Source organism: Streptomyces cupreus, from assembly GCF_014257025.1.
Lineage (GTDB): Bacteria > Actinomycetota > Actinomycetes > Streptomycetales > Streptomycetaceae > Streptomyces > Streptomyces cupreus.
In genome coordinates this window covers 1-26,795 of the sequence record NZ_JACMSF010000031.1, presented here as the reverse complement: position 1 = coordinate 26,795, position 26,795 = coordinate 1, and the positions used below count along the sequence as shown (strand labels likewise).

The window sequence follows — 26,795 nt, the reverse complement described above, 5'->3', positions numbered from 1 at the left end:
GGGAGGACCGGGTGTCGGCAGTTTCTGTTATCGCCTTCCCCTTCCCCGCGTCTCCTCTGCGTCCCCCACCCGAGACGCCGAGGTACGCCCCCGTGACACGACACTTCAGCCGCCGCAGCATGCTCAAGGCCGCCGGCCTCGCCACCGCCGGAGCCGCCCTCGCCCCGGCCCCCGCCGTCGCCGCCCCCTCCGCCTACGCGCACCCCGGGCTCCTCCACACCCGCGCCGACCTGGCACGTATGGCCTCAAAGGTCGAGGCCGGAGCCGCGCCCTACACGGAAGGGTTCGCCAAGCTCACCGCCAACCGGCACTCCCAGCCCACCTGGACGGCCAACCCCCAGGCCACCGTCTATCGCGGCTCCGGCTCGCCGCAGAACTACACGATCCTCTACAACGACATCCACGCCGCCTACCAGAACGCCCTGCGCGGACACGTCAGCGGTGACGAGGCCCATCTGGACACCGCCGTCGCCATCCTCAACGCCTGGTCCGGGAAGCTGACCCGGCTGGACGGCAGCGCCGACCGGTTCCTGGCCGCCGGTCTGTACGGGTACCAGTTCGCCAACGCCGCCGAACTCGTCCGCGACCACACGGACTTCGACCTCGGCCGCTTCCAGGAGATGCTGGGCACCGTCTTCGGCACGGTCAGCGACGACTTCCTGGTCCGGCACAACGGCGCCGTCGTCTCCAACTACTGGACCAACTGGGATCTCACCGCCATGGCCTGCGTCCTGGCCACCGGCATCTTCTGCGACGACAAGGCCCAAGTCGCCCGCGCCGTCGACTACTTCAAGCACGGCGAGGGGCTCGGGTCGATCCAGAACGCCATTCCCGTCCTCCACGAGGACGGCCTCGGCGAGTGGCTGGAGGCCGGGCGCGATCAGGGGCACGCGCTGCTCGGGGTCGGGCTGATGGGCACCTTCTGCGAGATGGCCTGGAACCAGGGCATCGACCTGTACGGCTATGACGACAGCCGTTTCCTCAAGGGAGCTCAGTACGTGGCCAAGTGGGCGATGGGCGGCGAGGTGCCGTTCACTCCCAGCACCCGTAAGAAGGGCGCGATCAACGGCTGGTCCGGGAGTGAGACCGTCACCGAGGCCGCCCCCGTCGATCCGGCCATGACCCGGCCCATCTGGGCGATGATCGCCAACCACTACACCAAGCGACGCGGGCAGGACGCCTCCTACATCACCCGGATCGCCGCCAAGTCCGCCCCCGAGGGCGGCGGCGGGGACTACGGCCCCAACAGCGGCGGCTACGACCAACTCGGTTTCGGCACCCTCGCGTTCACACGGGACAAGGCGGCCGCCACGACGACACCGTCACCGAGTCCCTCCACGGAGTCCGGTGCACGGCCGCAGGCGAGCTCCAGCGCCATACCGTCGCAGTCCGCTTCGCAGTCCGCGTCGCCGTCGGCGTCCCCGTCCGGTGGCGACCTCGCCGCCACCGGCTCCGACGACATCATCGGCTGGGCCGCCGCGACGGGCGTCGGCGCCCTGGCCGGAGGGCTGCTCCTGCTGCGCCGACGGGACCGGGTGCGGGGCGGGTCCGCCGAGTAGGGGACCGGACCCGAGGGGGCGCCGCGGGTCAGCGCCCCCCACCCCCATTCACCCGAACATGCCCGGCTCATAGTCCCCCGCCGGCTGCTGAAGGATCACATTGACCCGGTTGTACGTGTTGATCAGCGCGATGATCGCCACCAGCGCCCCGAGCTGCTCCTCGTCGTAGTGCTTGGCGGCGTTCTCCCACACCTCGTCCGGGACGCCGCCGGCCGCGTCGGCGATACGGGTGCCCTGCTCGGCCAGTTCCAGCGCGGCGCGCTCCGCCTCGGTGAAGACCTTGGCCTCGCGCCACGCGGCGACCAGGTGGAGGCGCTGCTGGGTCTCCCCGGCCGCGACGGCGTCCTTGGTGTGCATGTCGGTGCAGTAGCCGCAGCCGTTGATCTGGCTGGCGCGGATCTTCACCAGCTCCAGCGTGAAGTGGGGCACCGCCGAGTCCGCGACCGCCTTGCCCGCGGAGTTGATGTGCCTGAAGACCTTGGCCAGGACCGGGTTCTCGAAGAGGTTCAGACGGGCTTCCATGACGAGCTCCTCTGCCGTCGTCGGGTGCTTACACCCCTATGACGGAACGGCCCGGCGCCGTGTGACACGGGCGGTTGTGACCTGGGACACAGTCGCTACGCTCCGAGCGCCCGCGACACCGTATAGATCAACAGTCCGGCCAGCGAGCCCACCACCGTGCCATTGATCCGGATGAACTGCAGGTCACGGCCGATGTGCGCCTCGATCTTCCGGGTGGTGTGCTCGGCGTCCCAGCTCGCCACGGTGTCCGTGATCAGGGAGGTGATCTCCTTGCGGTAGGTCGTGACGACGTAGACCGCCGCGCCCTCCACCCAGGTGTCGACCTTGCTCTGGAGCTTCGGCTCGATCGCCATCCGAGCGCCCAGCGACAGCAGCGAGGCCCGTACCCGCAGCCGCAGCTCGCTGCGCTCATCCTCCGCCGCCGAGACGATCATGGATCGTACGGCCGTCCAGGCGGACGCGATCAGGTCCTGCACCTCGCCACGGCCGAGCACCTCGCCCTTGAGCCGCTCCACGCGCGCGCGTGTCTCGGTGTCGGACTGCAGGTCGGAGGCGAAGTCGGTGAGGAAGCGGTCCAGGGCGCCGCGGGCCGGGTGGGAGGGCATGTCGCGCATCTCGGTGACGAAGCGCAGCAGCTCCTTGTAGACGCGCTCGCCGACCCGCTTGTCGACGAAGCGCGGGGTCCAGCCGGGCGCCCCGCCCTGGACGGCGTCCATGACCTGCTCGTCGTGCAGGACCAGCCAGTCGTGCGCCCGGGAGACGACGAGGTCGACGACCCGCTTGTGACCGCCGTCGGCGACCACCTTCTCCAGCATCTTGCCGATGCCGGGCCCGATCTCCTGCGCGTCGGCCCGCCGGGTGATCGCCTCGCCGACCACCGCCTGCACGTCCGAGTCCCGCATGACCGTCAGCGCACCTCTCAGCGCCGCCGACAGCTCGGCCGTCACCCGGTCGGCGTGCTCCGGCTCGGCCAGCCAGGCGCCGAGCCGGCTGCCGATGCCCACGGCGCGCAGCCGCTGCCGTACGACGTCCTCGGAGAGGAAGTTCTCGCCGACGAACTCACCGAGCGAGACGCCGAGCTGGTCCTTCTTGGTGGGGATGATCGCGGTGTGCGGGATGGGGATGCCGAGGGGGTGGCGGAACAGCGCGGTGACCGCGAACCAGTCGGCCAGCGCGCCGACCATGCCGGCCTCGGCGGCCGCGGCGACATAGCCCGCCACGGCGCCGGCCCCGGAGTTCTGCGCCCATTTGGCGAGGACGTACACCAGCGCCACGAAGAGCAACAGCCCGGTCGCGGTGAGCTTCATCCTTCGGACGCCGCGCTGCTTCTCCTGGTCGGCGGCGCTGAAGGTCGTCATCGCACGGACGGCCGAGGCGGGGACGCCGACAGGATTGGCCGGCGCGTCCCGCCGGGCATGCTCCTCTACGCCCGAAAGATCCGAAGACCCTGCTTCGCCCGTTTTCGATCGTTCCATCCGCTCCACCCGTTCACGGTCCCCGTACACATTGTCCCTACCTGACCGACTCCTGGAACGAAACGAGAGTTCCCGGCGTCTGTCCGGTGGGGGGAGCACACTGGGGAACTCCACGGCCCAATGGGGGGTCTGTTCAAGTCCTCCCGCCCTCATGACGCATCATGAGGTGATCACATCGGAGCCTCGGGCTCCCGTCGTCCGAGGAGACCGCACCGCATGACCAGGCGTCACGGTTATGCCCTGCTTTCCGCCATTGTCGCGCTGATCGTGGGCCTGTCCGCGGCGATCTACGTCGGAGTCGCCGCCGACGACGGCAGCGGCCGTGAGAACTCGCTGACCAGCGGGAACACCCCACGCAACCCCGCCGCACCGGTCTCCACCGGCACCTGGGTCGGCGCCTGGTCTGCCTCGCCGGCCGCCGCCGAGCCGGGCACCGAGACGGACGGCATGGCGGGCCGCTCGGTACGCAACGTCGTCCACACCAGTGTCGGCGGTACGAGCGCCCGCATCACGCTGTCCAATCTGTACGGCCAGTCCCCGCTGACGATCACGCACGCGTCGGTCGCCGTCGCGGCGGGGTCGGACACGGCGGCCGCGGTGACCCGGTCCATGCGGCGGCTCACCTTCGGCGGCAACACCACGGTCGTCGTCCCGCCGGGCGGGCAGGTGATGAGCGACGCGGTGCGGGTGAGCGTGCCCGCGGACGCGAACGTGCTGGTCACGACGTACTCCCCGACCCGCTCCGGGCCGGTCACCTACCACCCGCACGCCCGCCAGATCTCCTACGTCGCCCAGGGCGACCGGACCGAGGACGTGACCGCGACGGCGTACGCCGAGGAGGTGGGGTACTGGCGCTATCTCACCGCGCTGGACGTGCTGAGCAGTGACTTCGACGGCACGGTGGTGGTTCTCGGCGACTCGTTGACCGACGGGATCACATCCTCCTCGGGCGCCAACCGCCGCTGGACGGACGTCCTTTCGCAGCGGCTGCGGGCGGCGGTGGAGGCCGGGGAGAACCTGCCCCGCTACAGCGTGGTGAACCAGGGGATCAGCGGAAACCGGATCCTCACCGGGGGCCTTGGCCGTCCCGCGGACAACCCGAGCGGGCTGGACCGCTTCACGCGGGACGTGCTGGACCGTACGAACGTCAAGGTCGTCGTGATCGATCTCGGCGTCAACGACATCCTCCGCAACCCGCAGGCCGCCGACCCCCGGCTCATCCTGGACGGACTGCGCACGCTGGTCCGTCAGGCGCATGCGCGGGGGCTGAAGGTGATCGGAGCGACGCTGATGCCGTTCGGGGGGCACCGGGGCTACACGGACGAGCGGGAATCGGTGCGGCAGCAGATCAACTCGGAGATCCGTTCGGGCGAGGTGTTCGACGCGGTGGCGGACTTCGACGAGGCGCTCCGCGACCCGTACGACCCTCGCGAACTCCGGTCCGACTACGACTCGGGCGACCACCTCCACCCGAGCGACCGCGGCTACCAGCGCATGGCGGAAGCCTTCAACCTGAAAGACCTGAAGGGCTCGGCCCCGGCGGAGCTGTAACAGACGTTTTCCCGCCCCCGCCGCCCCTACGCCGGGCGGGCTGAAAGTCAGCCCCGCCCACCGTCAGTCGGCGTCGTCCGACGACCCCCGCCCATGGAACCCATGCCCCTCCACTCCCCGCCGAGAAGCCTTCCGTTCCAGCTTCTCGCGGCGGCGTTCCTCCCTCAGCCGCTGCCGTTCCGCCTTCGTGACCTTCCGCTCCACTCCGACCCCGCCCCAGAAGGCGAACCCGGTCACGACCACCCGAGGGGCCCCGGGATCCCCCGGCACGCCCTCCTCCCGATGGTCGAAGCCCCCCATGATCCCGATCCCGCGCACCACGACCTCGACCCCGGGCGGCACGATCACATTCATCCCGCCCATGATCGCCACGCAGTTGATCACGACCTCGCGCTCCGCGAAGATCGCCTCCCGCAGATCCAGCTCCCCGCCGCCCCAGAAGGCGAAGGCATTGAATCGGCGTGGCACAGTCCAGCGGCCCCTGCGCTCGAACCCGGACATCACCGCCACGCCCCACGTCGACGAACCCTCCCCGCCGACGATCCGCCCCGCCCAACTCCCGTCCTGAACAGGGCCTTTCATCAGGTCCACGACAGGCGAAACCGGCAGGTCCCGCGTGATCGGCGTCAGTTCCCCGTACGTCCGCGCCTTGTACGTCGCATCCAGCCGCTCCTCGAACTCCTCCATGTCGAGCCGCCCCTCCGCCAGCGCGTCCCGCAGGATCTCGGCGACTCGCTCACGGTCGGCGTCGGAGGCCCGGAGCTCAGGGAGTTCGGTCATGCAATCAGCCTACGAGGTTCCGCCCGCCCCGCACTACGCGGTCGCCTTCTCCGCGTACATCCGCGCGATCACCGCCTCGATGTCCGGCTCCCGCACCGACAGATCCACCAGCGGATACTCCGCCGCGACCCGGGCGACAAGCCCCGCCGCGGACTCCCCCGCCGGAAACGCCAGCCACTGCCTCGGCCCCTCCACCTTCACCACCCGAGCCGCGGAACCCACCTCGATCGGCGGCAGCTCCCGCTCCAGGTCCACCACCAGGATCCGCTCGCTCCCGCCCGCCTCGTGCAGCCCGGCGAGCGCACCGTCGTAGACCATGCGCCCGTGGTCGATGACCATCACGCGCGAGCAGAGCTGCTCGATGTCCTGGAGGTCGTGCGTCGTCAGCAGCACCGTCGTGCCGCGTTCCCCGTTCAGCTCCCGCAGGAACTCCCGTACCTTCGCCTTCGAGATCACGTCCAGACCGATCGTCGGCTCGTCCAGGTACAGCACCTCGGGGTCGTGCAACAGCGCCGCCGCGATGTCCCCGCGCATCCGCTGCCCCAGCGACAGTTGCCGTACCGGGACCTCCAACAGCCCACCAAGCTCCAGCAGTTCCACGCACCGGTCGAGGTTCTCCCGGTAACGGTCGTCCGGGATCCGGTACATGCGGTGCATCAGCCGGTAGGAGTCGATCAGCGGCAGGTCCCACCACAGGGTGGTGCGCTGGCCGAAGACCACGCCGATGCGGTGCGCCAGGCGGGTCCGCTCGCGGGAGGGGTCGATGCCCGCCACCCGCAGCCGCCCTCCGCTCGGCGTCAGAATCCCCGTCAGCATCTTGATCGTCGTCGACTTGCCCGCGCCGTTCGGCCCGATGTACCCGACCATCTCGCCCCGCGCCACCGTGAAGGAGATCGAGTCGACCGCCCGCACCTGCCGCCGCTCCCGTTTCAGGAACCCGGTCTTCCTGCGCACGTCGAAGACCTTCTCGACGCCGTCCACCTCGATGAACACGAAACCCTCAGCTCCCCGTACTCCGATACGCCCGAAGCCCCGCCCGCCAGGCAAGACCCGCCAGCACACAGAACCCGCCCGCCACCAACGGCGGCGCGAACGCGGCCCACTCCGGCAGGTCCAGCGGATACGGCCGCCCCAACACATAAGCAGCGGGCACCCAGTTGACGAAGGCGAGCGGCAGAACGTACGTCACCCCGCGCACCAGATCCGTCCCGAACACGGTCGGCGGATACTGCAGCAGCGTGCCCCCGCCGTAGGTGAACGCGTTCTGCACCTCGGCCGCGTCCTGCGCCACGAACTGGAAGGCCGCCCCCGCCACGAACAGCGACCCGAAGATCACCGCCCCGCACACCACCATCACCGGGACCAGCAGCACCTTGGCCGCGGTCCACTCGACGTCCACGGCCACCAGCGCGTACCCCAGCACCAGCACACCCTGCGTGATCCGGCCCAGGCGGCGCAGCGCGAACTGGTCCGCGCCGACCTGCGCGAGCACCGGCGCCGGCCGCACCAGCAGCGTGTCGAAGGAACCGTCGCGGATCCGGCCGCCCAGCACATCCATCGAACCGAGCAGCAGATCGGCGAAGCCGAACGCCGTCGCGGACAGGCCGTACAGCAGGGCGACCTCGGGCAGCGTCCAGCCGCCCAGCGAGTCGACCTGCGAGAACATCAGCAGGATCGCGGCGAAGTCCATGCCCGTGATCAGCAGGTTGCCGACCACCGTGAGCGCGAAGGACGTGCGGTAGGTCATCGTCGAGCGGATCCACATCCCGGCGATCAGCCGGTACGCCCGAAGGCCCTCCCCCAGCCTCGTCGCCTCAGCCACCCTGCACCACCACCCGCCGCGTCGCCGCCGACTGCAGCAGCCGCCCCGCCGCCAGCAGTACGACCGCCCAGCCGGCCTGGAAGGCGTACGCGTGCCAGGGCGAGACCTCCCCCATCAGCACATTCGCCGGCATCTGGAGCTGCGCCGCCCACGGCAGCGACTGCACGATGTCCCCGAACGGGTCCGGGAAGGCGTTCAGCGGCAGCGTCATTCCGGAGCAGAAGATCCCCAGGATCATCATGGTCTGGGTGACGCCCCGGTCGTCCATGAGCCAGAACATCATCAGCGCGGCCAGGTAACGGATCCCGAAGCTGACGATCATCGCCAGCGCCACCGCGACCAAGAAGGCCACCCAGGTGGTGATGTCCTGCGGGAGCGCCATCGAGAAGAACAGCGCGCCGAACGTGAAAGGGATCACCCCGCGGCCCAGCATCTGGAACACCGCACGGCCCAAGTCACTGGCCAGCCACCACAGTTGAAGGTCGGCGGGCCGGTACAGATCGACCGCGATCTCCCCCGTGCGGATCCGGGCCATCAGGTCCTTCTCCGCGCCGCCGCCCTGGATCGCCAGCGTCGAGTACAGGGCCTGACCGAGCCAGGCGTAGGTGACGGCCTGTGTCTGGTCGTACCCCCCGAGGTGTGGTCGCTCGTCCCACAGCGCCAGGTAGGTGTACACCAGGATGATCCCGAAGACCGTGTTGGTGAACACCCCGGCGGCGGTGGCCGCCCGATAGGTCGCGTACCGTCGGAATCCCCCCGCCGCGACGGCCGCGTACAACCGTCCGGAACCCACTGCCTCAGCCCTCCTCGGCCCGCCGCACACCGAAGCGCAGCAACCTAGTACGCGGGCGGTGACGCACGCCACGCGTTTTCCGCCGCCGAAGCGTGCCGTGATCCGGGAACGGAACGCTTGGTGCGAGAGTCTTCAACAGGGGGCGCAGAACGCGTACGAGGTCGTATGGGAACGTACGACGCGAAACAGGAGTCCTGGCACTAGATGAGCGACGAGCCGCAGCCGCAGGCACAGCAGCCGACCGAGAAGCCCAAGCGGCCGAAGCGCACCGGCTGGCGCCGGCTGATCCCGACCTGGCGGATGGTGCTCGGCACCTTCGTCGTCGGCGTGCTGCTGCTGGTCGGCCTGTTCTTCCTCGGCTACTCCATGGTCAAGATCCCGCCGGCCAACGCGCTCGCCACCAAGCAGAGCAATGTCTTCCTGTACGCCGACGGCACCCAGCTCGCCCGCGACGGTGAGGTCAACCGGGAGAACGTCGACCTCGCGCAGATCTCGAAGGACGCCCGCAACGCCGTACTGGCCGCCGAGGACCGGGACTTCTACAGCGAGTCCGCGATCGACCCCAAGGCGATGCTGCGCGCGGCCTGGAACACCGCCACCGGCAAGGGCAAGCAGTCCGGATCCACGATCACCCAGCAGTATGTGAAGAACTACTACCTGGCGCAGGAGCAGACCGTCACCCGCAAGGTGAAGGAGTTCTTCATCTCGATCAAGCTGGACCGCACGGAGTCCAAGGACCAGATCCTTGAGGGCTACCTCAACACCAGCTACTTCGGCCGCAACGCCTACGGCATCCAGGCCGCAGCCCAGGCCTACTACGGCATCGACGCCGCCGAACTCACCGCCGCCCAGGGCGCCTACCTCGCCGCCCTGCTCAACGCGCCCAGCGAGTACGACGTCGTCGCCCACCCGGAGAACAAGGCGGCGGCGCAGGCCCGTTGGAGCTACGTCCTGGACGGCATGGTCAAGGAGGACTGGCTCAGCCCGTCGAAGCGGGCGGGCCTGAAGTTCCCGATGCCGAAGGAGGCGACGGTCTCCACCAACCTGTCCGGGCAGCGCGGCTACATCGTGCGGATCGTCAAGGACTATCTGATCGCCAACAAGATCGTCAGCGAGGAGGAGCTGGAAGCGGGCGGCTACCGCATCACCACCACCCTGGAGAAGTCCAAGCAGGACGCCTTCGTCAAGGCCGTGAACGACCAGCTGATGGACAAGCTCGACCCCAAGGCCCGCAAGGTCGACTCCTACGTCCGCGCGGGCGGCGCCTCCGTCGACCCGAAGACCGGCAAGGTCGTCGCGCTGTACAACGGCATCGACTACGTCAAGCAGTACACGCCCAACGCCACCCGCCGCGACTTCCAGGTCGGCTCCACCTTCAAGCCGTTCGTCTTCACCTCGGCCGTCGAGAACGCCTCCACCACCCAGGACGGCCGCACCATCACCCCCAACACGATCTACGACGGCACCAACGAACGCCCCGTCGAGGGCTGGACCGGCGAGACCTACGCCCCGGAGAACGAGGACCAGTACTCCTACGGCGACATCACCGTCCGCGAGGCCACCGACAAGTCGGTGAACTCGGTGTACGCGCAGATGGCCGTGGACGTCGGCCCCGAGAAGGTCGAGCAGACGGCGATCGACCTCGGCCTGCCGACCGGCACCCCGGACCTGGAGCCGTACCCGTCCATCGCGCTCGGCACCGCCACCGCCAGCGTCCTCGACATGGCCGAGGCCTACGCCACGCTCGCCAACCACGGCAAGCACGGCACGTACACGATGATCGAGCGGATCACCAAGGACGGCGCCGACGTCATCGACCTGCCCGAGCGCAAGACCTCGCAGGCCGTCAGCCGGGAGGCCGCCGACACCACCACCTCGGTGCTGCAGAGCGTCGTCGAGTCCGGCACCGCCACCGCCGCCCAGGCCGCGGGCCGGCCTGCCGCCGGAAAGACCGGCACCGCGGAGGAGGACATGGCGGCCTGGTTCGCCGGATACACCCCCGAGCTCGCCACCGTCGTCGCCGTGATGGGCCAGGACCCGGTCACGGCCGAGCACAAGTCGCTGTACGACGTGATGGGCCTGCCGCGCATCAACGGCGGCGGGGCGCCCGCGGAGATCTGGGCGCAGTTCACCGAGGACGCCCTCCAGGGCAAGCCGGTCACCGACTTCGACCTCCGGCTCCAGGAGGGCGCCGACGTCGTCCTGCCCCCGCCCACCGAGCCGTCGACCGACCCGACCACCGACGGCCAGGACGACGACGGCACGACCACGGGCGGCGAGACCCCGACCACGGGCGGCACCACCGGCGACACGACCACGGGCGGTGACCCGACCACCGGTGGCACTCCGACGACCGACGGCGGCACGACGGACGGCGGCACCACCACCGACGGCGGAACGACGACGGACGGCACCACTGGCGGCGACACGACGACGACCGGGGGCGGGACGGCCGACGGCGGAACCACCGGCGGCGACACGACGGGAGGCGGCGACACGACGGGAGGCACCACCGGCGGCACGACGGCGGGCCCGCTGTCCACCGCCCGCAGAAGCGACTAGTCACCGCCCGCTGGTCCGGCACCGACGGCAAAAGGGGCCGGTGACGATGGTCACCAGCCCCTTTGAGCCGCTGTTTCAGAGGTACAGGCCGGTCGAGTCCTCGGAGCCCTCGAACCGGTCGGCGGCCACGGCGTGCAGATCGCGCTCGCGCATCAGCACATAGGCGATGCCCCGCACCTCCACCTCGGCCCGGTCCTCCGGGTCGAACAGGACCCGGTCACCCGGCTCCACCGTCCGTACGTTCTGCCCCACCGCGACGACCTCGGCCCAGGCCAGCCGACGGCCGACCGCCGCGGTGGCCGGAATCAGGATCCCGCCACCGGAACGCCGCTCGCCCTCACTGGTGTCCTGCCGCACGAGAACACGGTCGTGCAGCATCCGGATGGGCAGCTTGTCGTGATGGGGGGTGTCGTTTCTCTTGGCGCTCACGCCTCGAACCTACCTGCCTTTGCCGCGTCCGTACGCCGCCGGGTCAGCGCTTACGGCGCCAGGTGCCGACGGCGAACAGCCCCACGACGCCGACGACGAGCAGCGCGACCGGCACGACCCGCTCAAGACGGGGCGCGCCCTCATCGTCGACGAACTGCGCCTTGACATCGCTCACAGCCCGGTTGACCTGGACATAGGCGCGTCCCAGGGTGTGATCGACATTGGAGACGACCTTGGCCTTCACATCACCGACGATGGTCTTCGGGTGGACCCGAGCCCCGATCTCGTCGAGTGTCTCGGCCAGCACTTCGCGGCGGCGCCTGATGTCCGCCTCGATCTGCGCCGGGGTTCTGGTGTCCGACGTTTCCGCCACCGTTCGGCCTCCGAAGTCCGCTGATACTGTTCCGAACAGTCTGTCAGCTCTCCGCGCCGCCGCACTGTCAGGACCCCCGGTTACGCTAGCCAGATGAGCGAGCGACTCCAGCCCGGGGACGTGGCCCCCGCCTTCACCCTCCCCGACGCCGACGGCAACGAGATCTCCTTGTCGGACCACAAGGGCCGCAAGGTGATCGTCTACTTCTACCCGGCGGCCCTGACTCCGGGCTGCACGAAGCAGGCCTGCGACTTCACGGACAACTTGGACGTGCTGGCCGACGCCGGCTACGACGTCATCGGCATCTCCCCCGACTCCCCGGAGAAGCTGGCGAAGTTCCGCGACAAGGAGTCCCTGAAGGTAAAGCTCCTGGCAGACCCGGAAAAGAAGGTCACGGAGTCCTACGCCGCCTACGGCGAGAAGAAGAACTACGGCAAGACCTACATGGGCGTGATCCGCTCCACGATCGTCGTCGACGAACAGGGCAAGGTCGAACGGGCCCTGTACAACGTCCGAGCGACGGGCCACGTGGCCAAGATCATCAAGGATCTGGGTATCTGAACGAGATCCAGGCGTCAGGAGCCAGGTCGGGCCTGTCGGGCACCGGCCTGCGCTCCTCCCTCCAGGCCCCCGGGCCAAGCTCCTCAGCGGCCCGCCGCCAAAACCGCACGGCGCCCGGGTTGTCGTCCTGAAAGGCGACCTCCCACTCCCCGGGGTGCCTCCGCACCACCTCCCGCACGGCCCACAACCCGACTCCGGCCTGTCGCGCTGCCCGCACGACGAAGAAGCTGTTGAGCACACGGATGGGGCCGCGGGTCGCCCGCACGAAGGCGAACCCGACGGGATGCTCACCCCTGCTGAAGAGATACGGCGCCCAGTCGGCGGCGTCGGTGAAAGCCGCCTCCAGCCGCTCCTTCCGAAACGTCCCGTCCGGGTTGGGTAGTTGCCCGCCGATGGTCATGAAAAAAGCCTCCCGGGGTGCCCGGTTGTCCGGGCCCGGAAGGCTTGCCTGGTGGTCCAGACCATATCAGCCGTGCCGTGACCGTCCGATAAGCGTTTCGTTGCTCCGTGCGGGGCATGAACGTGCGACCGAAACGGAGGGGTGCGATGGGGGCCAGTGCGTACAGCAAGGAGCGGCTGGAGGAGGCGGCTCGGGGGGCGCGGACGTTGTCGGAGGCGTTGGGGAGGTTGGGGGTGAATCCGAAGAGTTCGACACGGCGGTACGTCTTCGAACGGATGAAGAAGCTGGGGGTCGATGTCTCGCACTTCGAACGGGAGGGTGTGAAGTGGACACGAGATATCCTCCAGAAGGCGGTTTCGGCGTCGACGAACATGTGCGAGGTGCTGCGGCGCCTTGGGCTTGACGTGGTCGGCGGTCACCACACGCACATCAGCCGCCGGATCAAGGCATACGGGATCGACACGTCGCACTTCCAGGTGCCGACCCAACGAGGCAAGGTCTGGCGGCCTCGAACGCCGGAGGTCCTGCTGGTCGAGCAGCCGAGCGGCCAGGCTCGGCGCATTCCGAGCGATCGACTCCGGTGGGCGATGACGACCACGGGCATGCCAGAGAGGTGTGCGATGTGCGGCACGGAACCGGTGTGGCGAGGGCACCCGCTCCCCCTGGAGGTCGACCACATCGACGGCAACTGGCGGGACAACCGGATCGAAAACCTGCGGTTCCTGTGCCCCAACTGCCATTCGACGACGGACGGTTACCGGGGACGCGGCAAAGATCGGGCTTCATGAGCATCGGCGTGCAGTACACCCGGGAACGGCTGGCCGAAGCCGCCTCGCAGTGTTCCGACATCGACGAAGTCATCGCCTTCTTCGGCACCCGGCCATACGGCCAACTGCGCCGCTATCTCTTCCGGCGCTTCGACCACTTCGGGATTGACGTCTCGCACATGCCCCGTGAGAAGCGAGCCAGGGCATTGCCTGCCAAACCAGCCGCCGACGAGTTGCACCGAGCGGTCGAGGGAGCGACCTCCATCGCGGGCACACTCCGCGCTCTGGGAATGGAGCCCTACAACAGCAGACTGCGCGCCCGGCTCCACTGCTGGGTGACCGAGGACAGTCTCGACACCTCTCACTTCCTGGGGCAGGCGCATCAACGCGGCGGGCCGGGCACCACGCCGCTCCGGCGGGCGAAGGACACCCTGGTCCGGCACGACGGCACCCGTCGGACCAGAACCCACCTGCTCCGCCGGGCGCTCTTGGAAGTGGGGGTGCCCGAGGAATGCACCGAGTGCGGAACAGGCCCCGAGTGGCTCGGCAAGCCCATGACACTGGAGGTCGATCACATCAACGGGGATTGGAGCGACGACCGGCGGGAGAACCTGCGGTTGCTGTGCCCCAACTGCCACGCGATCACGAGCACCTGGTGCCGAGGCGGTCGCAGAGCCCGCTAGGCGCTCGACTACGCAGCCGCCCAGCCGGGTAGCATGAGCGCGCGGGCGGCCGTGGCGGAACTGGCCTACGCGCAGCACTTAGGATGCTGTGGGAGAAATCCCTTGAGGGTTCGAGTCCCTCCGGCCGCACACCTTTGATTCGAAGGGTCCATCCGACTTCGGGTGGACCTTCGTCAATTGTCAGCCCAACAACTCCCGCACCACCGGCACCAACGCCCGGAACGCCTTCCCGCGATGGCTGATCGCGTTTTTCTCTTCCGGGGTCAGTTCGGCGCAGGTTCGGGTGTCGCCGTCCGGCTGGAGGATGGGGTCGTAGCCGAAGCCGTTCGTGCCGGCCGGGGTGTGGCGCAGGACTCCCCTCAGTTGGCCCTCGACCACTCGCTCTCGGCCGTCCGGCAGGGCCAGGGCTGCCGCGCATGCGAAGTGGGCGCCCCTGTGTTCGTCCGTGATGTCCGACAGCTGGGCCAGTAGCAGGTTCAGGTTGGCCTTGTCGTCGCCGTGGGTTCCTGCCCAGCGGGCCGAGAAGATGCCGGGGGCGCCGTTCAGGACGTCCACGCACAGTCCCGAGTCGTCGGCTACTGCGGGCAGGCCCGTTGCCTGGGCCAGGGCGTGGGCCTTGAGCAGGGCGTTTTCCGCGAACGTCACTCCGGTTTCCTTGACGTCCGGGATGTCGGGGTAGGCGTCCGCGCCGACGAGGTCGTGGGGCAGACCTGCGTCGGCGAGGATGGCCTTCAGCTCGGTGATCTTTCCGGCGTTGCGTGTCGCGAGGATCAGGCGGGTCATGCCCCCAGTATCAGGGGGTGCAGACCTTTGTGAGTTCGCCGGCCGCGTCGGTGACCGGAGTGAGGTCGGGCGTCTCGTCGCCGTTGTTGATGGCCGTACGGACGTTGTCGACCGCCGTGGAGAGGTCGTCGACCGCCTTGTTGACGTCGGCGTTGTCGGTCTTGTCGCCGACCTCGTCGAGGTTCTTGTCGATCGTGTCGAGGGATTCCTCGATCTGCGTCGGGTCGTTCGCGGCGTTCTCCACGGCCTGCTGGAGTTCGGTCACGCTGTCGGCGACGGCTTCGGCGGTCTGGACGCAGTCCAGTGCCTTGCTGACGGCGTCACAGCCGGTGGTCAGTCCGGCGGTCAGCCCTGCGGCCGCCACTGCGGCGACAATGGCGATACGGCTCCGACGGCGTCGGCTCGCGCCCATGCTGGTGTCCCTCCCGTGCTCAGGCCTTCCACAGGCCCCCGTGCCTGGCCGGGCGTACGACGGTGTGCCGTACGCCCGTACCCCTAGTGACGCGGGGGCGGTCGGCGTGGTTGCCCGTGCCGGACGCCCTGCTTGGTGCGTCCTTTACTTTTCGAGGACGGTATCAAGTGCCTTGCGCTGGAGGGCAGCCAATTCCGTGCAGCCGGAAACCGCGAGGTCCAGCAGGGCGTTGAGCTCCTCGCGGGCGAAGGGCTCCGCCTCGGCGGTGCCCTGGACCTCGACGAAGCGGCCGTCGCCGGTGCAGACGACGTTCATGTCGGTCTCGGCCTTCACGTCCTCCTCGTAGCAGAGGTCCAGCAGCGGGACTCCGCCCACGATGCCCACCGACACCGCGGACACGGTTCCCGTGAGGGGCTGGCGGCCGGCCTTGATCAGCTTCTTGCCCTGGGCCCAGGAGATCGCGTCGGCCAGTGCGACGTACGCGCCGGTGATGGCCGCGGTGCGGGTGCCGCCGTCGGCCTGGAGTACATCGCAGTCGAGGACGATCGTGTTCTCGCCGAGCGCCTTGTAGTCGATCACCGCGCGCAGGGAGCGGCCGATGAGGCGGCTGATCTCGTGCGTACGGCCGCCGATCTTGCCCTTGACGGACTCACGGTCGCCGCGGGTGTTGGTGGCGCGGGGCAGCATGGAGTACTCCGCGGTGACCCAGCCCTCGCCGCTGCCCTTGCGCCAGCGGGGGACGCCTTCGGTGACGGAGGCGGTGCAGAAGACCTTCGTGTCACCGAAGGAGACGAGGACGGAGCCCTCGGCGTGCTTGCTCCAGCCGCGTTCGAGGGTGACGGGGCGGAGCTGTTCGGGGGTGCGGCCGTCGATTCGAGACATGCCGCTGAGCCTAGCCGTACATATGGAAGGGGCCCCTCCCCCGGTGGGAAGGGGCCCCTTCGCGTGAACCGGGGTCAGAGGGAGCCCGGGGCTCACATCATGTCTTCGATCTCCGCCGCGATCGGGTCGGCGTCGGTGCCGATGACGACCTGGATCGCCGTGCCCATCTTGACGACTCCATGGGCGCCGGCCGCCTTCAGGGCCGCCTCGTCGACGAGGGAGGCGTCGCTGACCTCGGTGCGCAGGCGCGTGATGCAGCCCTCGACCTCTTCGATGTTGTCGATGCCGCCGAGCCCGGCAACGATCTTCTCAGCCTTGGTGGCCATTTCGGTCTCCTCACGCACAGTTGGCCCAACTTTACGAGCGATTGCGCCGTACGTACCGAAAGATGACGTCACAGCAACCCAATCGTCGATAACTGGTCTACACCACCCGACAGGCGGTCGCCAACTGATGAACGCCCCCTCCGAGCCCTCTCCAGCACGTCGGCGGTGGCAGTCGGCGTTCCAGGGCCTTCAGAAGATGGGCCGCAGCCTTCAGCTCCCGATCGCCGTACTGCCTGCCGCGGGCATCCTCAACCGGCTTGGCCAGCCCGATGTGTTCGGCGACGACGGGCTCGGCTGGGACAACGTCTCCAAGGTGATGGCCGGCGCGGGTGGCGCGCTGCTGGACGGTTCGCTGGGTCTGCCGCTGCTGTTCTGTGTCGGTGTCGCGATCGGCATGGCGAAGAAGGCGGACGGCTCGACGGCGCTCGCGGCGGTGGCCGGGTTCCTCGTCTACTACAACGTGCTGCTCCAGTTCCCGGAGGACTGCCCGGACGGCACGAAGGCCGTCCCCAACATCGGCTGCCAGGGGACCGTCGACGGGACGGTGGTGGCGTTCACGTACCAGAACCCCGGGGTCTTCGGCGGCATCGTCATCGGTCTGATGGCGGCCTTCTTCTGGGCCCGCTACCACCGCACCAAGCTGGTGGACTGGCTCGGCTTCTTCAACGGGCGCCGTCTTGTGCCGATCATGATGGCGTTCGTCGCGATCTTCTTCGCGGCGCTGTGTCTGTGGGTCTGGCCGCCGATCGGTGACGCTCTGGAGGACTTCAGCGACTGGCTGAGCGACGCGGGCTCCTGGGGCGCGGGCATCTTCGGCATCGCCAACCGGGCACTGCTGGTGATCGGTCTGCACCAGTTCCTGAACGTGCCCATCTGGTTCCAGTTCGGCACGTACACCAAGCCGGACGGCACCGAGGTGCACGGCGACATCAATATGTTCCTGGCGGGCGACCCGGACGCGGGCCAGTTCACCTCGGGCTTCTTCCCGATCATGATGTTCGCGCTGCCGGCCGCGGCGCTCGCCATCACGCACTGCGCGAAGCCGCACCGCCGCAAGGAGGTCGGCGGTCTGATGCTCTCGGTCGCGCTGACGTCGTTCGTCACGGGCATCACCGAGCCGATCGAGTACTCGTTCTTGTTCATCGCGCCGCTGCTGTACGCGGTGCACGCGGTGCTGACGGGTGTGTCGATGGCGGTGACCTGGGCGCTCGGGGTGCACGACGGCTTCAGCTTCTCCGCCGGTCTCATCGACTACATCATCAACTGGAACCTGGCGACCAGGCCGTGGGCGATCATTCCGATCGGTCTGGCCTTCGCAGCCGTGTATTACGCGATCTTCCGGTTCGCGATCACCAAGTTCGATCTGAAGACGCCGGGCCGGGAGCCGGAGGAGGAGGTGGAGGACGTCACAAAGGTCTGACTTTCAGCCACGAATAACGGTTGGGCAACCCGCGGTTCCGGTAATGGAATCGCGGGTTCCTTATGCGCCCTTCATCGTGCTACAACAGGTCTACACCACTGAGTGGTGTAGACCACCACCCGATGGAGGAAGTCTATGAGCACCGCCACCGCATCGGCGGCCCCCACGAAGAAGTGGGGATCCGGCCTGTTCCAGGGTCTGCAGAAGGTCGGCCGCAGCCTGCAGCTTCCGATCGCCGTACTGCCGGCGGCGGGCATCCTGCTGCGGCTGGGCCAGGCGGACTCGCAGGAGCGATTCCACATCCCGGCCGACGTGGCGAAGGTGTTCGCCGGAGCGGGCGGCGCGCTGCTGGACAGCTCCTTCGGCCTGCCCCTGCTGTTCTGCATAGGCGTGGCCATCGGCTTCGCGAAGAAGGCCGACGGCTCGACGGCGCTGGCCGCCGTGGTCGGCTTTCTGACCTACTACGCCGTGATCCACCAGTACCCGATCACGGACGGCCACGAGGGCGCAACCTATACGGCGACCGGCCTCGGCGGCGGCTTCTGGCAGAAGGGCAACGAGGCCGCCCAGGCCGCGACCTTCCAGAACCCGGGTGTGCTCGGTGGCATCATCCTCGGGCTGCTGACGGCCGTACTGTGGCAGCGCTTCCACCGCACGAAGCTCGTCGACTGGCTTGGCTTCTTCAACGGCCGTCGGCTCGTCCCGATCATCACCGCCGCTCTCGGTACCGCCCTGGGTGTTCTGGTCGTCCTGGGCTGGGAGCCCATCGGTGGCGTCATCTCGGACTTCGGCGAGTGGATGACCGGCCTGGGCTCCTTCGGTGCGGCCCTCTTCGGTCTCATCAACCGCGCGCTCATCCCGATCGGCATGCACCAGTTCGTGAACTCGGTGGCCTGGTTCCAGATCGGCGACTTCACCGACGCCGCCGGCAGCGTCGTCCACGGCGACCTGCCCCGCTTCTTCGCCGGTGACCCGGATGCGGGTCTGTTCATGTCCGGCTTCTTCCCGATCATGATGTTCGGTCTGCCAGCCGCCGCCCTCGCGATCGCGCACTCTGCCCGCCCCGAGCGCCGCAAGGTCGTGCTCGGCATGATGATGTCGATGGCGCTGACCTCGTTCTTCACGGGCGTGACCGAACCGATCGAGTTCACGTTCATGTTCATCGCGCCGGTGCTGTATGCCATCCACGCGGTCCTCACCGCGATCGCGATGGCCGTGACCTGGGCCCTGGGGATGCACATGGGCTTCAGCTTCTCGGCCGGCTTCATCGACGTCTTCATCAACTGGGGCATCTCCACCAAGCCCTGGCTGCTGATCCCGATCGGCCTGGTCTTCGCCGCGGTCTACTACACGGTCTTCCGCTTCGCGATCGCCAAGTTCAATCTCCCCACCCCGGGCCGCGAGCCCGAGGAGGAGGTCGAGGACCTCACGAAGGCATGAGTCCCCCTCAACAACGACGAGGCCCCCCGGACAGCACTCCGGGGGGCCTCGTCATGTCGTCGGGGACTTCAGAGCTCGTACGTCTGCCTCGGCGCCGCCAGCTCCACCGGACCGTCGTAGACCGCGCGCGCGTCGGCCAGGTTGGCCTGGGGGTCGGTCCACGGGGGGATGTGGGTCAGGACCAGGCGGCGGGCGCCCGCCCGGGCCGCCGTCTCTCCCGCCTCGCGGCCGTTGAGGTGCAGGTCGGGGATGTTCTCCTTGCCGTGCGTGAAGGCCGCCTCGCACAGGAACAGATCGGTGTCGCGGGCGAGTTCGTCGAGCGTGGGGGTGACGCCGGTGTCGCCGGAGTACGTCAGGGACCGCCCGCCGTGCTCGACGCGGATGCCGTACGCCTCCACCGGGTGGGCCACGCGCTCCGTGTGCACTGTGAGCGGGCCGATCTCGAAGGTGGACGGCTTGACGGTATGGAAGTCGAAGACCTCGCTCATCGAGGAGGCCGAGGGGGTGTCGCCGTAGGCCGTGGTCAGCCGGTGCTCCGTGCCCTCGGGTCCGTAGACCGGGATCGGGGCGCAGCGGCCGCCGTCGTGCCGGTAGTAGCGTGCGACGAAGTAGGCGCACATGTCGATGCAGTGGTCGGCGTGCAGATGGCTCAGGAAGATCGCGTCGAGGTCGTAGAGACCGCAGTGGCGCTGCAGCTCGCCAAGGGCGCCGTTGCCCATGTCGAGGAGCAGCCGGAAGCCGTCGGCCTCGACGAGGTAGCTCGAACAGGCCGATTCCGCGGACGGGAACGACCCCGAGCAGCCGACGACGGTGAGCTTCATGAAGCAGAAACCTCCGCTGGCGGGAAATCCGGATGGGGGGCGACGGGGGTCGTGCGGTCCGTCGAGCGTAAGGCGCAAAACGTCCGGTCGCTCCTCCGCCAAGGGCCGTTGTGGGCGAACTCACCTGTGCGGCGCTGCCATCCGGGCTACCAGGCGCTCAGCTGTTCGGCCATGATCCGAGGGCACATCGAGGGCACACTAGGCAGCCTCGTGCAGGAACTCCTCAACCGCCTCGCGAGTGTCCTCATCCTCGTCCGGGAACAGGTGCGCGTAGATCGCCATCGCCACGGCCACCGTGTCGCCCAGCCTCGCGGCCACGGTCTTCGGCCCCTTACCGTGCTTGATCAGGACGCTTGCGTAGGTGTGCCTCAGAGCGTGCAGCCGAGTGCCCTTCGGGAGCCCGGCTGCCTTGACCGCCGGACGCCAAACAGTGTCGGCGAAGTGATCCGCGTTGACGGGGCCCGCGAACACGAAGTCATCCTGCTCCGCCGGGTACGCCTTCAGGTGAGCGGCCAGGGCGTCGATCACGCGCTGCGGCACGGGCACAGTCCGATACGAATGCTTCGTTTTGGGCGGGCATACGACCACGCCGGGATACGCCCTCTGAACCTGCTGTTCGACCTTAACGGTGCGACGAAGGAAGTCGATGTGCTTGACCTGGAGGCCGAAGAGCTCTCCCGCCCGCAGCCCGCTTCCGGCTGCGAGGATGACCAGCACCCGGTACCGCTCCGGCATGGCGTCGGCGAGCTTGTGGACCTCCGCTGAGGTGAGCGGGGTGACCTCGGCGTGAGGGACCTCCACGGCCTTCAGTCCGGCGCAGGGTGACACCGGTGTCAGCCGGTCGCGCACGGCCGCGTTGAACACGGCAGAGACCTTCTGCTGGACCTTCCTGGCGGTACGGGGAGCCAGGCCGTTCACCCTGACCAAGCCGGTCAGCCACGCTTGCAGCTCACTCTGCCGGATAGATGTCAGCCGCCTGTCACCGAACGTCGGGTAGACGTACAACCGCAGAACGGCCTCGACGTCCCGCGCGGTGGTTGCCCGATGCGGCTGCGCCTTGCGCCATTGCTCGGCGTACTCGCGGAAGGTGATCCGCAGCTCGCTGGGATGGACGTACTGGCCCTTGTCCAGGTCCATGGCGATCTCGGCCGCCCTGCTCTCCGCCTGGGGCTTGGTGGCGAAGTTCTCCTTCACCTGCTTCCGGTTGGGATCGCGGTAGCGCACCTGCCAGCGCATGCCCTTGCCGTGGTCGGCGCTGGGCACGAGCGTCTTGGTCTTCGTACTGTGCTCCTTGCACGGCCGGGCGTCCTTGTCCGGCCGAGAGATGTGCCAGCGATCAACTACCTGGGCCATGGCGGTTCCTCTCCCTCATCAAGCCGGACCGGGATGTCCCCAATCCGAAGATCAACACTGTCCGGCCGATCCGTGAAACCCCTCACGGTGAGGCGGTACGGCCGTTCCGGGACGCGGAGTGCAACGAATCGCTTCGCTTCCCTGGAAACCGACTCCTCATAGGGCCGGTTGGCTCCGAGGAAGGCCTGAGCAGACAGGTCACTGCCTGGCAGCGGGCTCTCACCGGTCGCCCATCGCCATGCCTGTTCCCAGGGGACTGAGCGCTCTGAAGTGATCAGAACCGGTTCGCCGGAATCCCTATCCGGAAGCATCAGCGTCACTGGAGACACGCCCAGCGCCGCCGCCAGAGCGACCAGATCATCGACGTCGACCCTGCGGTCCCCCTTCTCGATCTTGCTGATGATCGAAGCGGTCATAGGCCGCCCGAACTCGTCCGTGACCCGCCGGGCCAGCTCCCGCTGGTCGAGGCCGAGGCGCTTCCTGTGGGTTGCGAGGTTCTCGGCCACGCGCCTGCCCGCCGGGCCAATCTCTACGGATCTAGTCGCCATGATGACGATTCTCAACCCTTCTTGACGACTCAGTCAAGCCTCGCATACCTTCGCGACTGTAAACAAAATTTTCACGAAAGGATCGTCATCATGGCGAACAACCCACTGGGCACGCCAGACGAGGTCAGCACGTTCCTGGGTGTTCCGACGACAACGCTGGCGCAGTGGCGGTATCTGCACAGGGGCCCGAGGTCGATCAAGGTCGGTCGACACATTCGCTACCGCTGGGCCGACGTAGAGCGCTGGCTCGATGAACACGAGCAAGGAGCTGCATGACTCGCCGCCGTCTCGCCACCTTCGACCCCGCCGCGTGGCTCGGCGGACGCGAGCCGACGACTCGGGATGGGGTCCTGGCCGCGTACGCCGCTTGGCGCCGGGCTCGGAGGGACTGGTGGCGAGAGCGTGCGCCGTACGGAACCCCACCACCGAGCCCGTGGTTCGAGGCGCAACAGCTGGCCGAGGCGCTGGCCGCGCTAGCGGCGGACAAGGACCGCCCAACAGACATGACCCGTTGATCCAACCGACGAGAGAGGAGGGCCCGGCCACGCCACCGGACCCGCAACCCCGGGCACGCCGATCATGTACCAGAACAGCACCGAGGCCGCCCCCGACGACAAGGGCGGCCTCGAACCCAGTGAACGATTGTACACCGAGACGGCGCCGACGCTGCCCGGTGACGCGCGGGAGTTGCCCGCTGCCCAACTCGGCCTCCTTGTGGAGGCGTACGACCTGTTTGCCGCCGACCAGTTCAAGCGGGCGGCGGTCTTGGGGCTGGTCCCCGAAAGTCAGCGGGTCAGTTTCGAAGCGCAGTGCAACGACTTCCGGGGAAGCGTCCATGCCGAAGCGAACTTTCGCCTGGCACAACTCAAGGCCAAGAAGGAAGCCGAGGATCGGTTCCAGCAGGAAGAAGCGCTACGCAACGGCGTAACCGGTACATGGGGCCGAATCGATCCGCTGAAGGCATTGGAGGCCGCGTCCAGTCTGCGCATCCCGGAAGTAGGGCGGTTCACTCGATGCGGAGACGAACCCGACCATGGTGTTTTCTATCTCGGCTGTCTTAACGAGGTACACGGCGAGAGCGAGTCGGGAAAGTCGTTGTTCGTTCTGCATGTCGTCGCCCAGGAGCTAATCGCAGGCCACGGTGTCGTCTACGTCGATTATGAGTCCGATGAGGGTGACGTGTACGCGCGTTTGCAGAACCTCATGGGCGTCGAGCAAAACGTCCTGGCCGGCGACCTGTTCCGCTATCACCGACCGAACGGCCCGATGACGCCCATCGAACAGGCGCAGTTCATGAAGTCCGTCGGTTTGGGCGGCTCAATGGCTGTATTCGACGGCGTCACCGAAGGCATGTCTCTCGAAGGACTCGACGGGCGACTCGAAAAGGACGTGGCGCGATGGCATGCGAAGACCACAAAGTGGCTCACTCATAACGGCTGGTGCGTCGCGGCTATCGACCACACACCGCACGACGCAACCCGGACGCTGGGGAGTCAGCACAAGAGGGCCGCCATCGGGGGTGTGTCGTATCTGGTCGAGCAAGTTCATCAGGTTGGCACCGGCCAGCGCGGTGTTCTCCGACTCAGCGTCGACAAAGACCGGCCGGGCAGTGTGCGACGCGAGGCCGCGCCTGGAAAGCGTCCCCAGTGGCGCGGGGACCTCGTCATCGACTGGACGACAGGACGCGTCCGGCCCGACATCGCCCTGTTCCCCACCTCGAAAGTCGAGTCCGGTGACAAGGGGTATGAGGCACCGCCCGAGAAGGTTTGCCGGGCCGTCCTGGAGTACGTGGGGGCTCACCCCGAGTCGTCCGGTAAGACCGACATTCGGGACGCGGTACGGGGAAGGGCGGCCATGATCGGCCGGTGTGTGGACTGGCTCGCCGAAAAAGGCTTCTTGGAACGGCGCGGGAACGGAAAGAACGTCCAGTACGTCGCCACCGATAAGCCCTTTGACCAGGAGAGACAGGGGTAACTCGGATGGTTTTCAAGATTCCCCGTTCCCGCTCGGGAACCGTTCCCAGGAACGGGATCAAACCCTGCCGCGTTCCGTTCCCCCGTTCCCCTTTCTAGGGACGGGAACGGGAACGGCGTTTGACGGAAAGTTCCATGACTCCGAAGAGGATCAGTTCATGACCCAGCCCGTATACGACGCCGTCTACAAGATCGACGGCGATCTCAAATTCCGTCCCGTCATCCGCTGGACCGAAGACGGGAATCCCCTGGTTGTCGACGATGCCACCGGCCAGTTGGTCGAAGCGCGGTCGCTCCCCGGCTTTGTCCAGTTGGCCGAGGATCGCCACTGGCGCTTCAAGGCTCGCTCTGGGCGCCCTGAGACCAAAGGCGGGCGGTGATCGACGTGATGGTCACGGCCCTTCTTCCAGGCTCGCGAGAGGCCAACCTGGTGCATTTCGCCGTGATGGCTACCCTCTCGAGCGACCCCGCCCGATTTACGCGAGGGCTGAACCTGGCGCAAAGGCAGGAACTACGGCGTATCGCCGACGAACTTGTCCACCCGCGGCCAGAAACACGGCCGACCTCGGACACTGGGCGACAATGGATAAGCGCATCGGCTGCCGCCGAAATCCTCGGGGTGTCGGCGCGCACAGTTACGCGGAGGGCGGTTCAACTGGGCGGCACTCAGATTGGCGGCCGATGGGTTTTCGACAAGGGCCGCATCCTTAAAGTAAGGGAGGAGGGTTAACGGCATGGAGAGGAAATCGTACGAACCGGCGGACGTCGAGCTTAAATCGACCGGCAAGGGCGTAGTGGCGGCGTTCAGCATCTTCAACGAAGTCGACAGTGACCTCGACGTCGTGCTGCCGGAGGCTATCCCGCACGGCGTTGAAGTGCCGATGTCGGCTTTTAACCACAAGAGCTGGGAAGACCAACTTCCCGTCGGGAAGGGCGTTGTCAGCGTCGACGGCCGACGGGCGACGTTCACCGCGACCTTCTTCGATACAACGGGCGGAAAAGACACTTACGAGACGCTTAAGCAGCTTGGGCCTTTGGCGCGTTGGAGTTGGGGTTTCGACGTGGTCGACAGTGAGCGCGGCGCGTTCAACGGTCAGCGCGTGAGGTTTATAAAGAAGGTGCGGCTCTACGAAGTTAGTCCCGTTCTTCGCGGTGCGAACGATAATACGAGGACGCTGGCCATAAAGAGCACGGATGCCACTCGCGCTGAACTGCGGCGGATCCGGGACGACCTTTACCGCGACATTCTGATGGAGTCGAAGGCACGCCTGGACGACGAATGCCGCCGCGAGGCACTTCGGTGCGAAGTGGAGCGCCTGTATGCCAACTACGTCAAGGCCGTGGGTGTTGGCTACAGCTACGACCGGGAATCGATCGTGCCGCAGACGGTCCGCGACGCTGCCCGTGCCGCCGTCGGGGTCTACGCACCCGAATTGGGTCTCGATCGAGACCGGATCCGCCTCAACTGGTTTTCGGCTGAGGATGACACCGGGGCGTCCGTGAAGGACGAGTTCGTCGACTTCTGGTCAGAACGGCCGTTGCTGGGCAGGTGCCGCCCAAAGATGGCATCCGATGTCATCGAACTCAACTCCAGCCTGACGGAAGACGACTGCTGGAATGTCGTCCCCCACGAGCTGCGACACATTAGTCACCCCGAGGAATCAGAAGAAGACGTCCGCCTTTACGAGAGTTGGGTACGACTGCGAAGGATGGGTTACTGAATATGAGCCACCGCGACGACATCAACGCCACACCCAGCCCTACCGAGTTGAAGCAGGCCGAACTCCGTGAAGAACTCGGGCTGAGCGAAGACCTGAGCGAACTCCACCCAAACGCGGCAGCGCTGGCCCGCAATGTGCTACTGAGGCGCGACATCGAGGAAACTGACCACCTGTTGACTATCGTCCGGCACGCGAAGGGGGCTGAACATGCGCACACCCCAGCAGAATAAGGCGGGCAGGGCCAGGGCCGGCACCCCCGTCGGCGCCGCGCAGTGCCCGAAGCCAGGCCCGTGCGGCGATGGCTGGCCGATAGAAGGAAAGGGCGCCCATGCTGGCGCAGTCATCGCGTGGTACTGCCCAACGCATGGCAGAAACGAGCTGGTTGTCGTCCGTCCCTCGCCGGACCCGGTGAGCAAGGCGGAGGCGGCGGCCATAGTGGAACACGCCCCGCTCATCGACGCTGCCCAGAAGGCAGAGGCGGAGGCTGAGGCATCGTACGCAGCCGCTTCGAAATCCTGGGCGGACGCCGAATTGGCAGTACGGGCTGCCGAGCAAGAGGACGGCGAGGCACAGTATCGGGCGGTGTACGCCGGACGGCGGAAGAAACCCCACCCCGACTTGAATCGACTTCGGGCCGACCTTACGGAACGGCGTGGCGATTTGGACGAGGCAGAGCGGGCGCTGTCGAAGGCCCGGGGGAAGGCTGGTCAAGCCATGGCTCGGGCAGAGCAGGCTCGGCGCGTCGCCCGGGACCGGGAGACATGGCCGGACGCGTGTGACGACGGGGGAAGCTGAAGGGCACCCACCCCCGGCTGCCCCTCGGGGGTGGGCAGGGGGCC

The 26,795-nt window shown here is 67.7% G+C and carries 30 protein-coding genes and 1 tRNA gene; 15 read left to right on the top strand and 16 right to left on the bottom strand.

Annotated features, from left to right (window positions below; translation table 11 throughout):
- The first annotated feature begins 119 nt into the window (after positions 1-119).
- On the top strand, positions 120-1,559 hold the full coding sequence (locus tag H4N64_RS25900; protein WP_186284894.1) for an alginate lyase family protein: 1,440 nt from the start codon (positions 120-122) through the stop codon (positions 1,557-1,559).
- 48 nt (positions 1,560-1,607) lie between these two features.
- On the opposite strand, the gene H4N64_RS25895 is transcribed toward H4N64_RS25900, so the two are convergent.
- Positions 1,608-2,081 carry a carboxymuconolactone decarboxylase family protein gene (locus tag H4N64_RS25895; protein WP_186284822.1) on the bottom strand — a complete coding sequence of 158 codons (474 nt, stop codon included), beginning with the start codon at positions 2,079-2,081 and terminating at the stop codon, positions 1,608-1,610.
- A gap of 95 nt (positions 2,082-2,176) precedes the next feature.
- Complete coding sequence (locus H4N64_RS25890; RefSeq protein WP_186284821.1) at positions 2,177-3,586, bottom strand: DUF445 family protein; 1,410 nt, start codon at positions 3,584-3,586, stop codon at positions 2,177-2,179.
- A gap of 186 nt (positions 3,587-3,772) precedes the next feature.
- On the opposite strand from H4N64_RS25890, the gene H4N64_RS25885 reads away from it, so the two are divergent.
- On the top strand, positions 3,773-5,107 hold the full coding sequence (locus H4N64_RS25885) for an SGNH/GDSL hydrolase family protein (RefSeq protein ID WP_186284820.1): 1,335 nt from the start codon (positions 3,773-3,775) through the stop codon (positions 5,105-5,107).
- 63 nt (positions 5,108-5,170) lie between these two features.
- On the opposite strand, the gene H4N64_RS25880 is transcribed toward H4N64_RS25885, so the two are convergent.
- The 4 genes from H4N64_RS25880 to H4N64_RS25865 are packed head-to-tail and all read right to left on the bottom strand — an operon-like array spanning position 5,171 to position 8,502.
- A complete protein-coding gene (locus H4N64_RS25880; protein ID WP_186284819.1) occupies positions 5,171-5,887 on the bottom strand; it encodes a DUF1707 SHOCT-like domain-containing protein in 717 nt (238 codons plus the stop codon).
- Between the two features lie 33 nt (positions 5,888-5,920).
- Positions 5,921-6,934, bottom strand: coding sequence for an ABC transporter ATP-binding protein (locus tag H4N64_RS25875; RefSeq protein ID WP_222109415.1), 1,014 nt, complete (start codon positions 6,932-6,934; stop codon positions 5,921-5,923).
- On the bottom strand, positions 6,888-7,709 hold the full coding sequence (locus tag H4N64_RS25870) for an ABC-2 family transporter protein (protein WP_186284817.1): 822 nt from the start codon (positions 7,707-7,709) through the stop codon (positions 6,888-6,890). Before H4N64_RS25870 ends, H4N64_RS25875 begins: the two co-directional genes overlap by 47 nt.
- Positions 7,702-8,502, bottom strand: a complete 801-nt coding sequence (locus H4N64_RS25865; RefSeq protein WP_186284816.1) for an ABC-2 family transporter protein — start codon at positions 8,500-8,502, stop codon at positions 7,702-7,704. The genes H4N64_RS25870 and H4N64_RS25865 overlap by 8 nt, the downstream gene beginning before the upstream one ends.
- A gap of 204 nt (positions 8,503-8,706) precedes the next feature.
- On the opposite strand from H4N64_RS25865, the gene H4N64_RS25860 reads away from it, so the two are divergent.
- Positions 8,707-11,064 (top strand): transglycosylase domain-containing protein, encoded by a 2,358-nt coding sequence (locus tag H4N64_RS25860; RefSeq protein WP_186284815.1) that lies wholly within the window; start codon positions 8,707-8,709, stop codon positions 11,062-11,064.
- Between the two features lie 75 nt (positions 11,065-11,139).
- Here the strand turns inward: H4N64_RS25860 and H4N64_RS25855 are convergent, their stop codons facing one another.
- The gene (locus H4N64_RS25855) at positions 11,140-11,493 is read right to left on the bottom strand and encodes a co-chaperone GroES (protein ID WP_186284814.1); all 354 of its coding nucleotides are present in this window, start codon (positions 11,491-11,493) and stop codon (positions 11,140-11,142) included.
- A gap of 43 nt (positions 11,494-11,536) precedes the next feature.
- Complete coding sequence (locus H4N64_RS25850) at positions 11,537-11,866, bottom strand: DUF3618 domain-containing protein (RefSeq protein ID WP_186284813.1); 330 nt, start codon at positions 11,864-11,866, stop codon at positions 11,537-11,539.
- Positions 11,867-11,959: 93 nt separating this feature from the next.
- On the opposite strand from H4N64_RS25850, the gene bcp reads away from it, so the two are divergent.
- Positions 11,960-12,427 (top strand): thioredoxin-dependent thiol peroxidase, encoded by a 468-nt coding sequence (gene bcp, locus H4N64_RS25845; RefSeq protein ID WP_186284812.1) that lies wholly within the window; start codon positions 11,960-11,962, stop codon positions 12,425-12,427.
- Here bcp and H4N64_RS25840 read toward each other — a convergent pair.
- The gene (locus H4N64_RS25840) at positions 12,408-12,827 is read right to left on the bottom strand and encodes a GNAT family N-acetyltransferase (protein WP_186284811.1); all 420 of its coding nucleotides are present in this window, start codon (positions 12,825-12,827) and stop codon (positions 12,408-12,410) included. The two genes, bcp and H4N64_RS25840, sit on opposite strands and share 20 nt — an antisense overlap.
- Positions 12,828-12,973: 146 nt before the next feature.
- On the opposite strand from H4N64_RS25840, the gene H4N64_RS25835 reads away from it, so the two are divergent.
- The 3 genes from H4N64_RS25835 (at position 12,974) to H4N64_RS25825 (ending at position 14,406) form a co-directional block, all read left to right on the top strand.
- Positions 12,974-13,615, top strand: a complete 642-nt coding sequence (locus H4N64_RS25835; RefSeq protein WP_186284810.1) for an HNH endonuclease signature motif containing protein — start codon at positions 12,974-12,976, stop codon at positions 13,613-13,615.
- Positions 13,612-14,277, top strand: coding sequence for an HNH endonuclease signature motif containing protein (locus H4N64_RS25830; RefSeq protein ID WP_186284809.1), 666 nt, complete (start codon positions 13,612-13,614; stop codon positions 14,275-14,277). The genes H4N64_RS25835 and H4N64_RS25830 overlap by 4 nt, the downstream gene beginning before the upstream one ends.
- 45 nt (positions 14,278-14,322) lie before the next feature.
- Positions 14,323-14,406, top strand: a tRNA-Leu gene (locus H4N64_RS25825).
- Positions 14,407-14,457: 51 nt separating this feature from the next.
- Here H4N64_RS25825 and rdgB read toward each other — a convergent pair.
- The 4 genes from rdgB to H4N64_RS25805 all read right to left on the bottom strand — a co-directional run bounded on the left by rdgB (position 14,458) and on the right by H4N64_RS25805 (position 16,680).
- Positions 14,458-15,060, bottom strand: coding sequence for an RdgB/HAM1 family non-canonical purine NTP pyrophosphatase (gene rdgB, locus H4N64_RS25820; RefSeq protein WP_186284808.1), 603 nt, complete (start codon positions 15,058-15,060; stop codon positions 14,458-14,460).
- A gap of 10 nt (positions 15,061-15,070) precedes the next feature.
- Positions 15,071-15,472 (bottom strand): hypothetical protein, encoded by a 402-nt coding sequence (locus H4N64_RS25815; RefSeq protein WP_186284807.1) that lies wholly within the window; start codon positions 15,470-15,472, stop codon positions 15,071-15,073.
- 144 nt (positions 15,473-15,616) lie between these two features.
- Positions 15,617-16,354 (bottom strand): ribonuclease PH, encoded by a 738-nt coding sequence (gene rph, locus H4N64_RS25810; RefSeq protein ID WP_186284806.1) that lies wholly within the window; start codon positions 16,352-16,354, stop codon positions 15,617-15,619.
- Between the two features lie 92 nt (positions 16,355-16,446).
- Positions 16,447-16,680, bottom strand: a complete 234-nt coding sequence (locus H4N64_RS25805) for a PTS sugar transporter subunit IIB (RefSeq protein WP_186284805.1) — start codon at positions 16,678-16,680, stop codon at positions 16,447-16,449.
- 127 nt (positions 16,681-16,807) lie between these two features.
- Between H4N64_RS25805 and H4N64_RS25800 the strand changes: the two genes are divergently transcribed.
- Positions 16,808-18,100, top strand: coding sequence for a PTS transporter subunit EIIC (locus H4N64_RS25800; RefSeq protein WP_186284804.1), 1,293 nt, complete (start codon positions 16,808-16,810; stop codon positions 18,098-18,100).
- Positions 18,101-18,235: 135 nt separating this feature from the next.
- Positions 18,236-19,540, top strand: coding sequence for a PTS transporter subunit EIIC (locus H4N64_RS25795; protein WP_186284803.1), 1,305 nt, complete (start codon positions 18,236-18,238; stop codon positions 19,538-19,540).
- A gap of 68 nt (positions 19,541-19,608) precedes the next feature.
- Here the strand turns inward: H4N64_RS25795 and H4N64_RS25790 are convergent, their stop codons facing one another.
- The 3 genes from H4N64_RS25790 to H4N64_RS25780 form a co-directional block, all read right to left on the bottom strand.
- Entirely contained in the window at positions 19,609-20,361 is a 753-nt protein-coding gene (locus H4N64_RS25790; RefSeq protein ID WP_186284802.1) for an MBL fold metallo-hydrolase, read from the bottom strand.
- Between the two features lie 198 nt (positions 20,362-20,559).
- Positions 20,560-21,714 carry a tyrosine-type recombinase/integrase gene (locus H4N64_RS25785; protein ID WP_186284801.1) on the bottom strand — a complete coding sequence of 385 codons (1,155 nt, stop codon included), beginning with the start codon at positions 21,712-21,714 and terminating at the stop codon, positions 20,560-20,562.
- The gene (locus tag H4N64_RS25780) at positions 21,702-22,220 is read right to left on the bottom strand and encodes a helix-turn-helix domain-containing protein (protein WP_336246804.1); all 519 of its coding nucleotides are present in this window, start codon (positions 22,218-22,220) and stop codon (positions 21,702-21,704) included. The genes H4N64_RS25785 and H4N64_RS25780 overlap by 13 nt, the downstream gene beginning before the upstream one ends.
- A 132-nt stretch (positions 22,221-22,352) precedes the next feature.
- Here H4N64_RS25780 and H4N64_RS25775 point away from each other — a divergent pair, with 132 nt between their 5' ends.
- From H4N64_RS25775 to H4N64_RS25750, 6 genes are all read left to right on the top strand, one after another.
- Positions 22,353-22,538 (top strand): helix-turn-helix transcriptional regulator, encoded by a 186-nt coding sequence (locus H4N64_RS25775; RefSeq protein ID WP_186284799.1) that lies wholly within the window; start codon positions 22,353-22,355, stop codon positions 22,536-22,538.
- Positions 22,535-22,777, top strand: a complete 243-nt coding sequence (locus H4N64_RS25770; protein WP_186284798.1) for a hypothetical protein — start codon at positions 22,535-22,537, stop codon at positions 22,775-22,777. The genes H4N64_RS25775 and H4N64_RS25770 overlap by 4 nt, the downstream gene beginning before the upstream one ends.
- A gap of 64 nt (positions 22,778-22,841) precedes the next feature.
- Entirely contained in the window at positions 22,842-24,236 is a 1,395-nt protein-coding gene (locus tag H4N64_RS25765; protein ID WP_186284797.1) for a P-loop NTPase family protein, read from the top strand.
- Between the two features lie 157 nt (positions 24,237-24,393).
- On the top strand, positions 24,394-24,615 hold the full coding sequence (locus tag H4N64_RS25760; RefSeq protein WP_186284796.1) for a hypothetical protein: 222 nt from the start codon (positions 24,394-24,396) through the stop codon (positions 24,613-24,615).
- Positions 24,616-24,969: 354 nt separating this feature from the next.
- Positions 24,970-25,956, top strand: a complete 987-nt coding sequence (locus H4N64_RS25755; protein ID WP_186284795.1) for an HK97 family phage prohead protease — start codon at positions 24,970-24,972, stop codon at positions 25,954-25,956.
- A 2-nt stretch (positions 25,957-25,958) separates the two neighbouring features.
- Positions 25,959-26,186 (top strand): hypothetical protein, encoded by a 228-nt coding sequence (locus H4N64_RS25750; RefSeq protein ID WP_186284794.1) that lies wholly within the window; start codon positions 25,959-25,961, stop codon positions 26,184-26,186.
- The last annotated feature ends 609 nt before the right edge of the window (positions 26,187-26,795 follow it).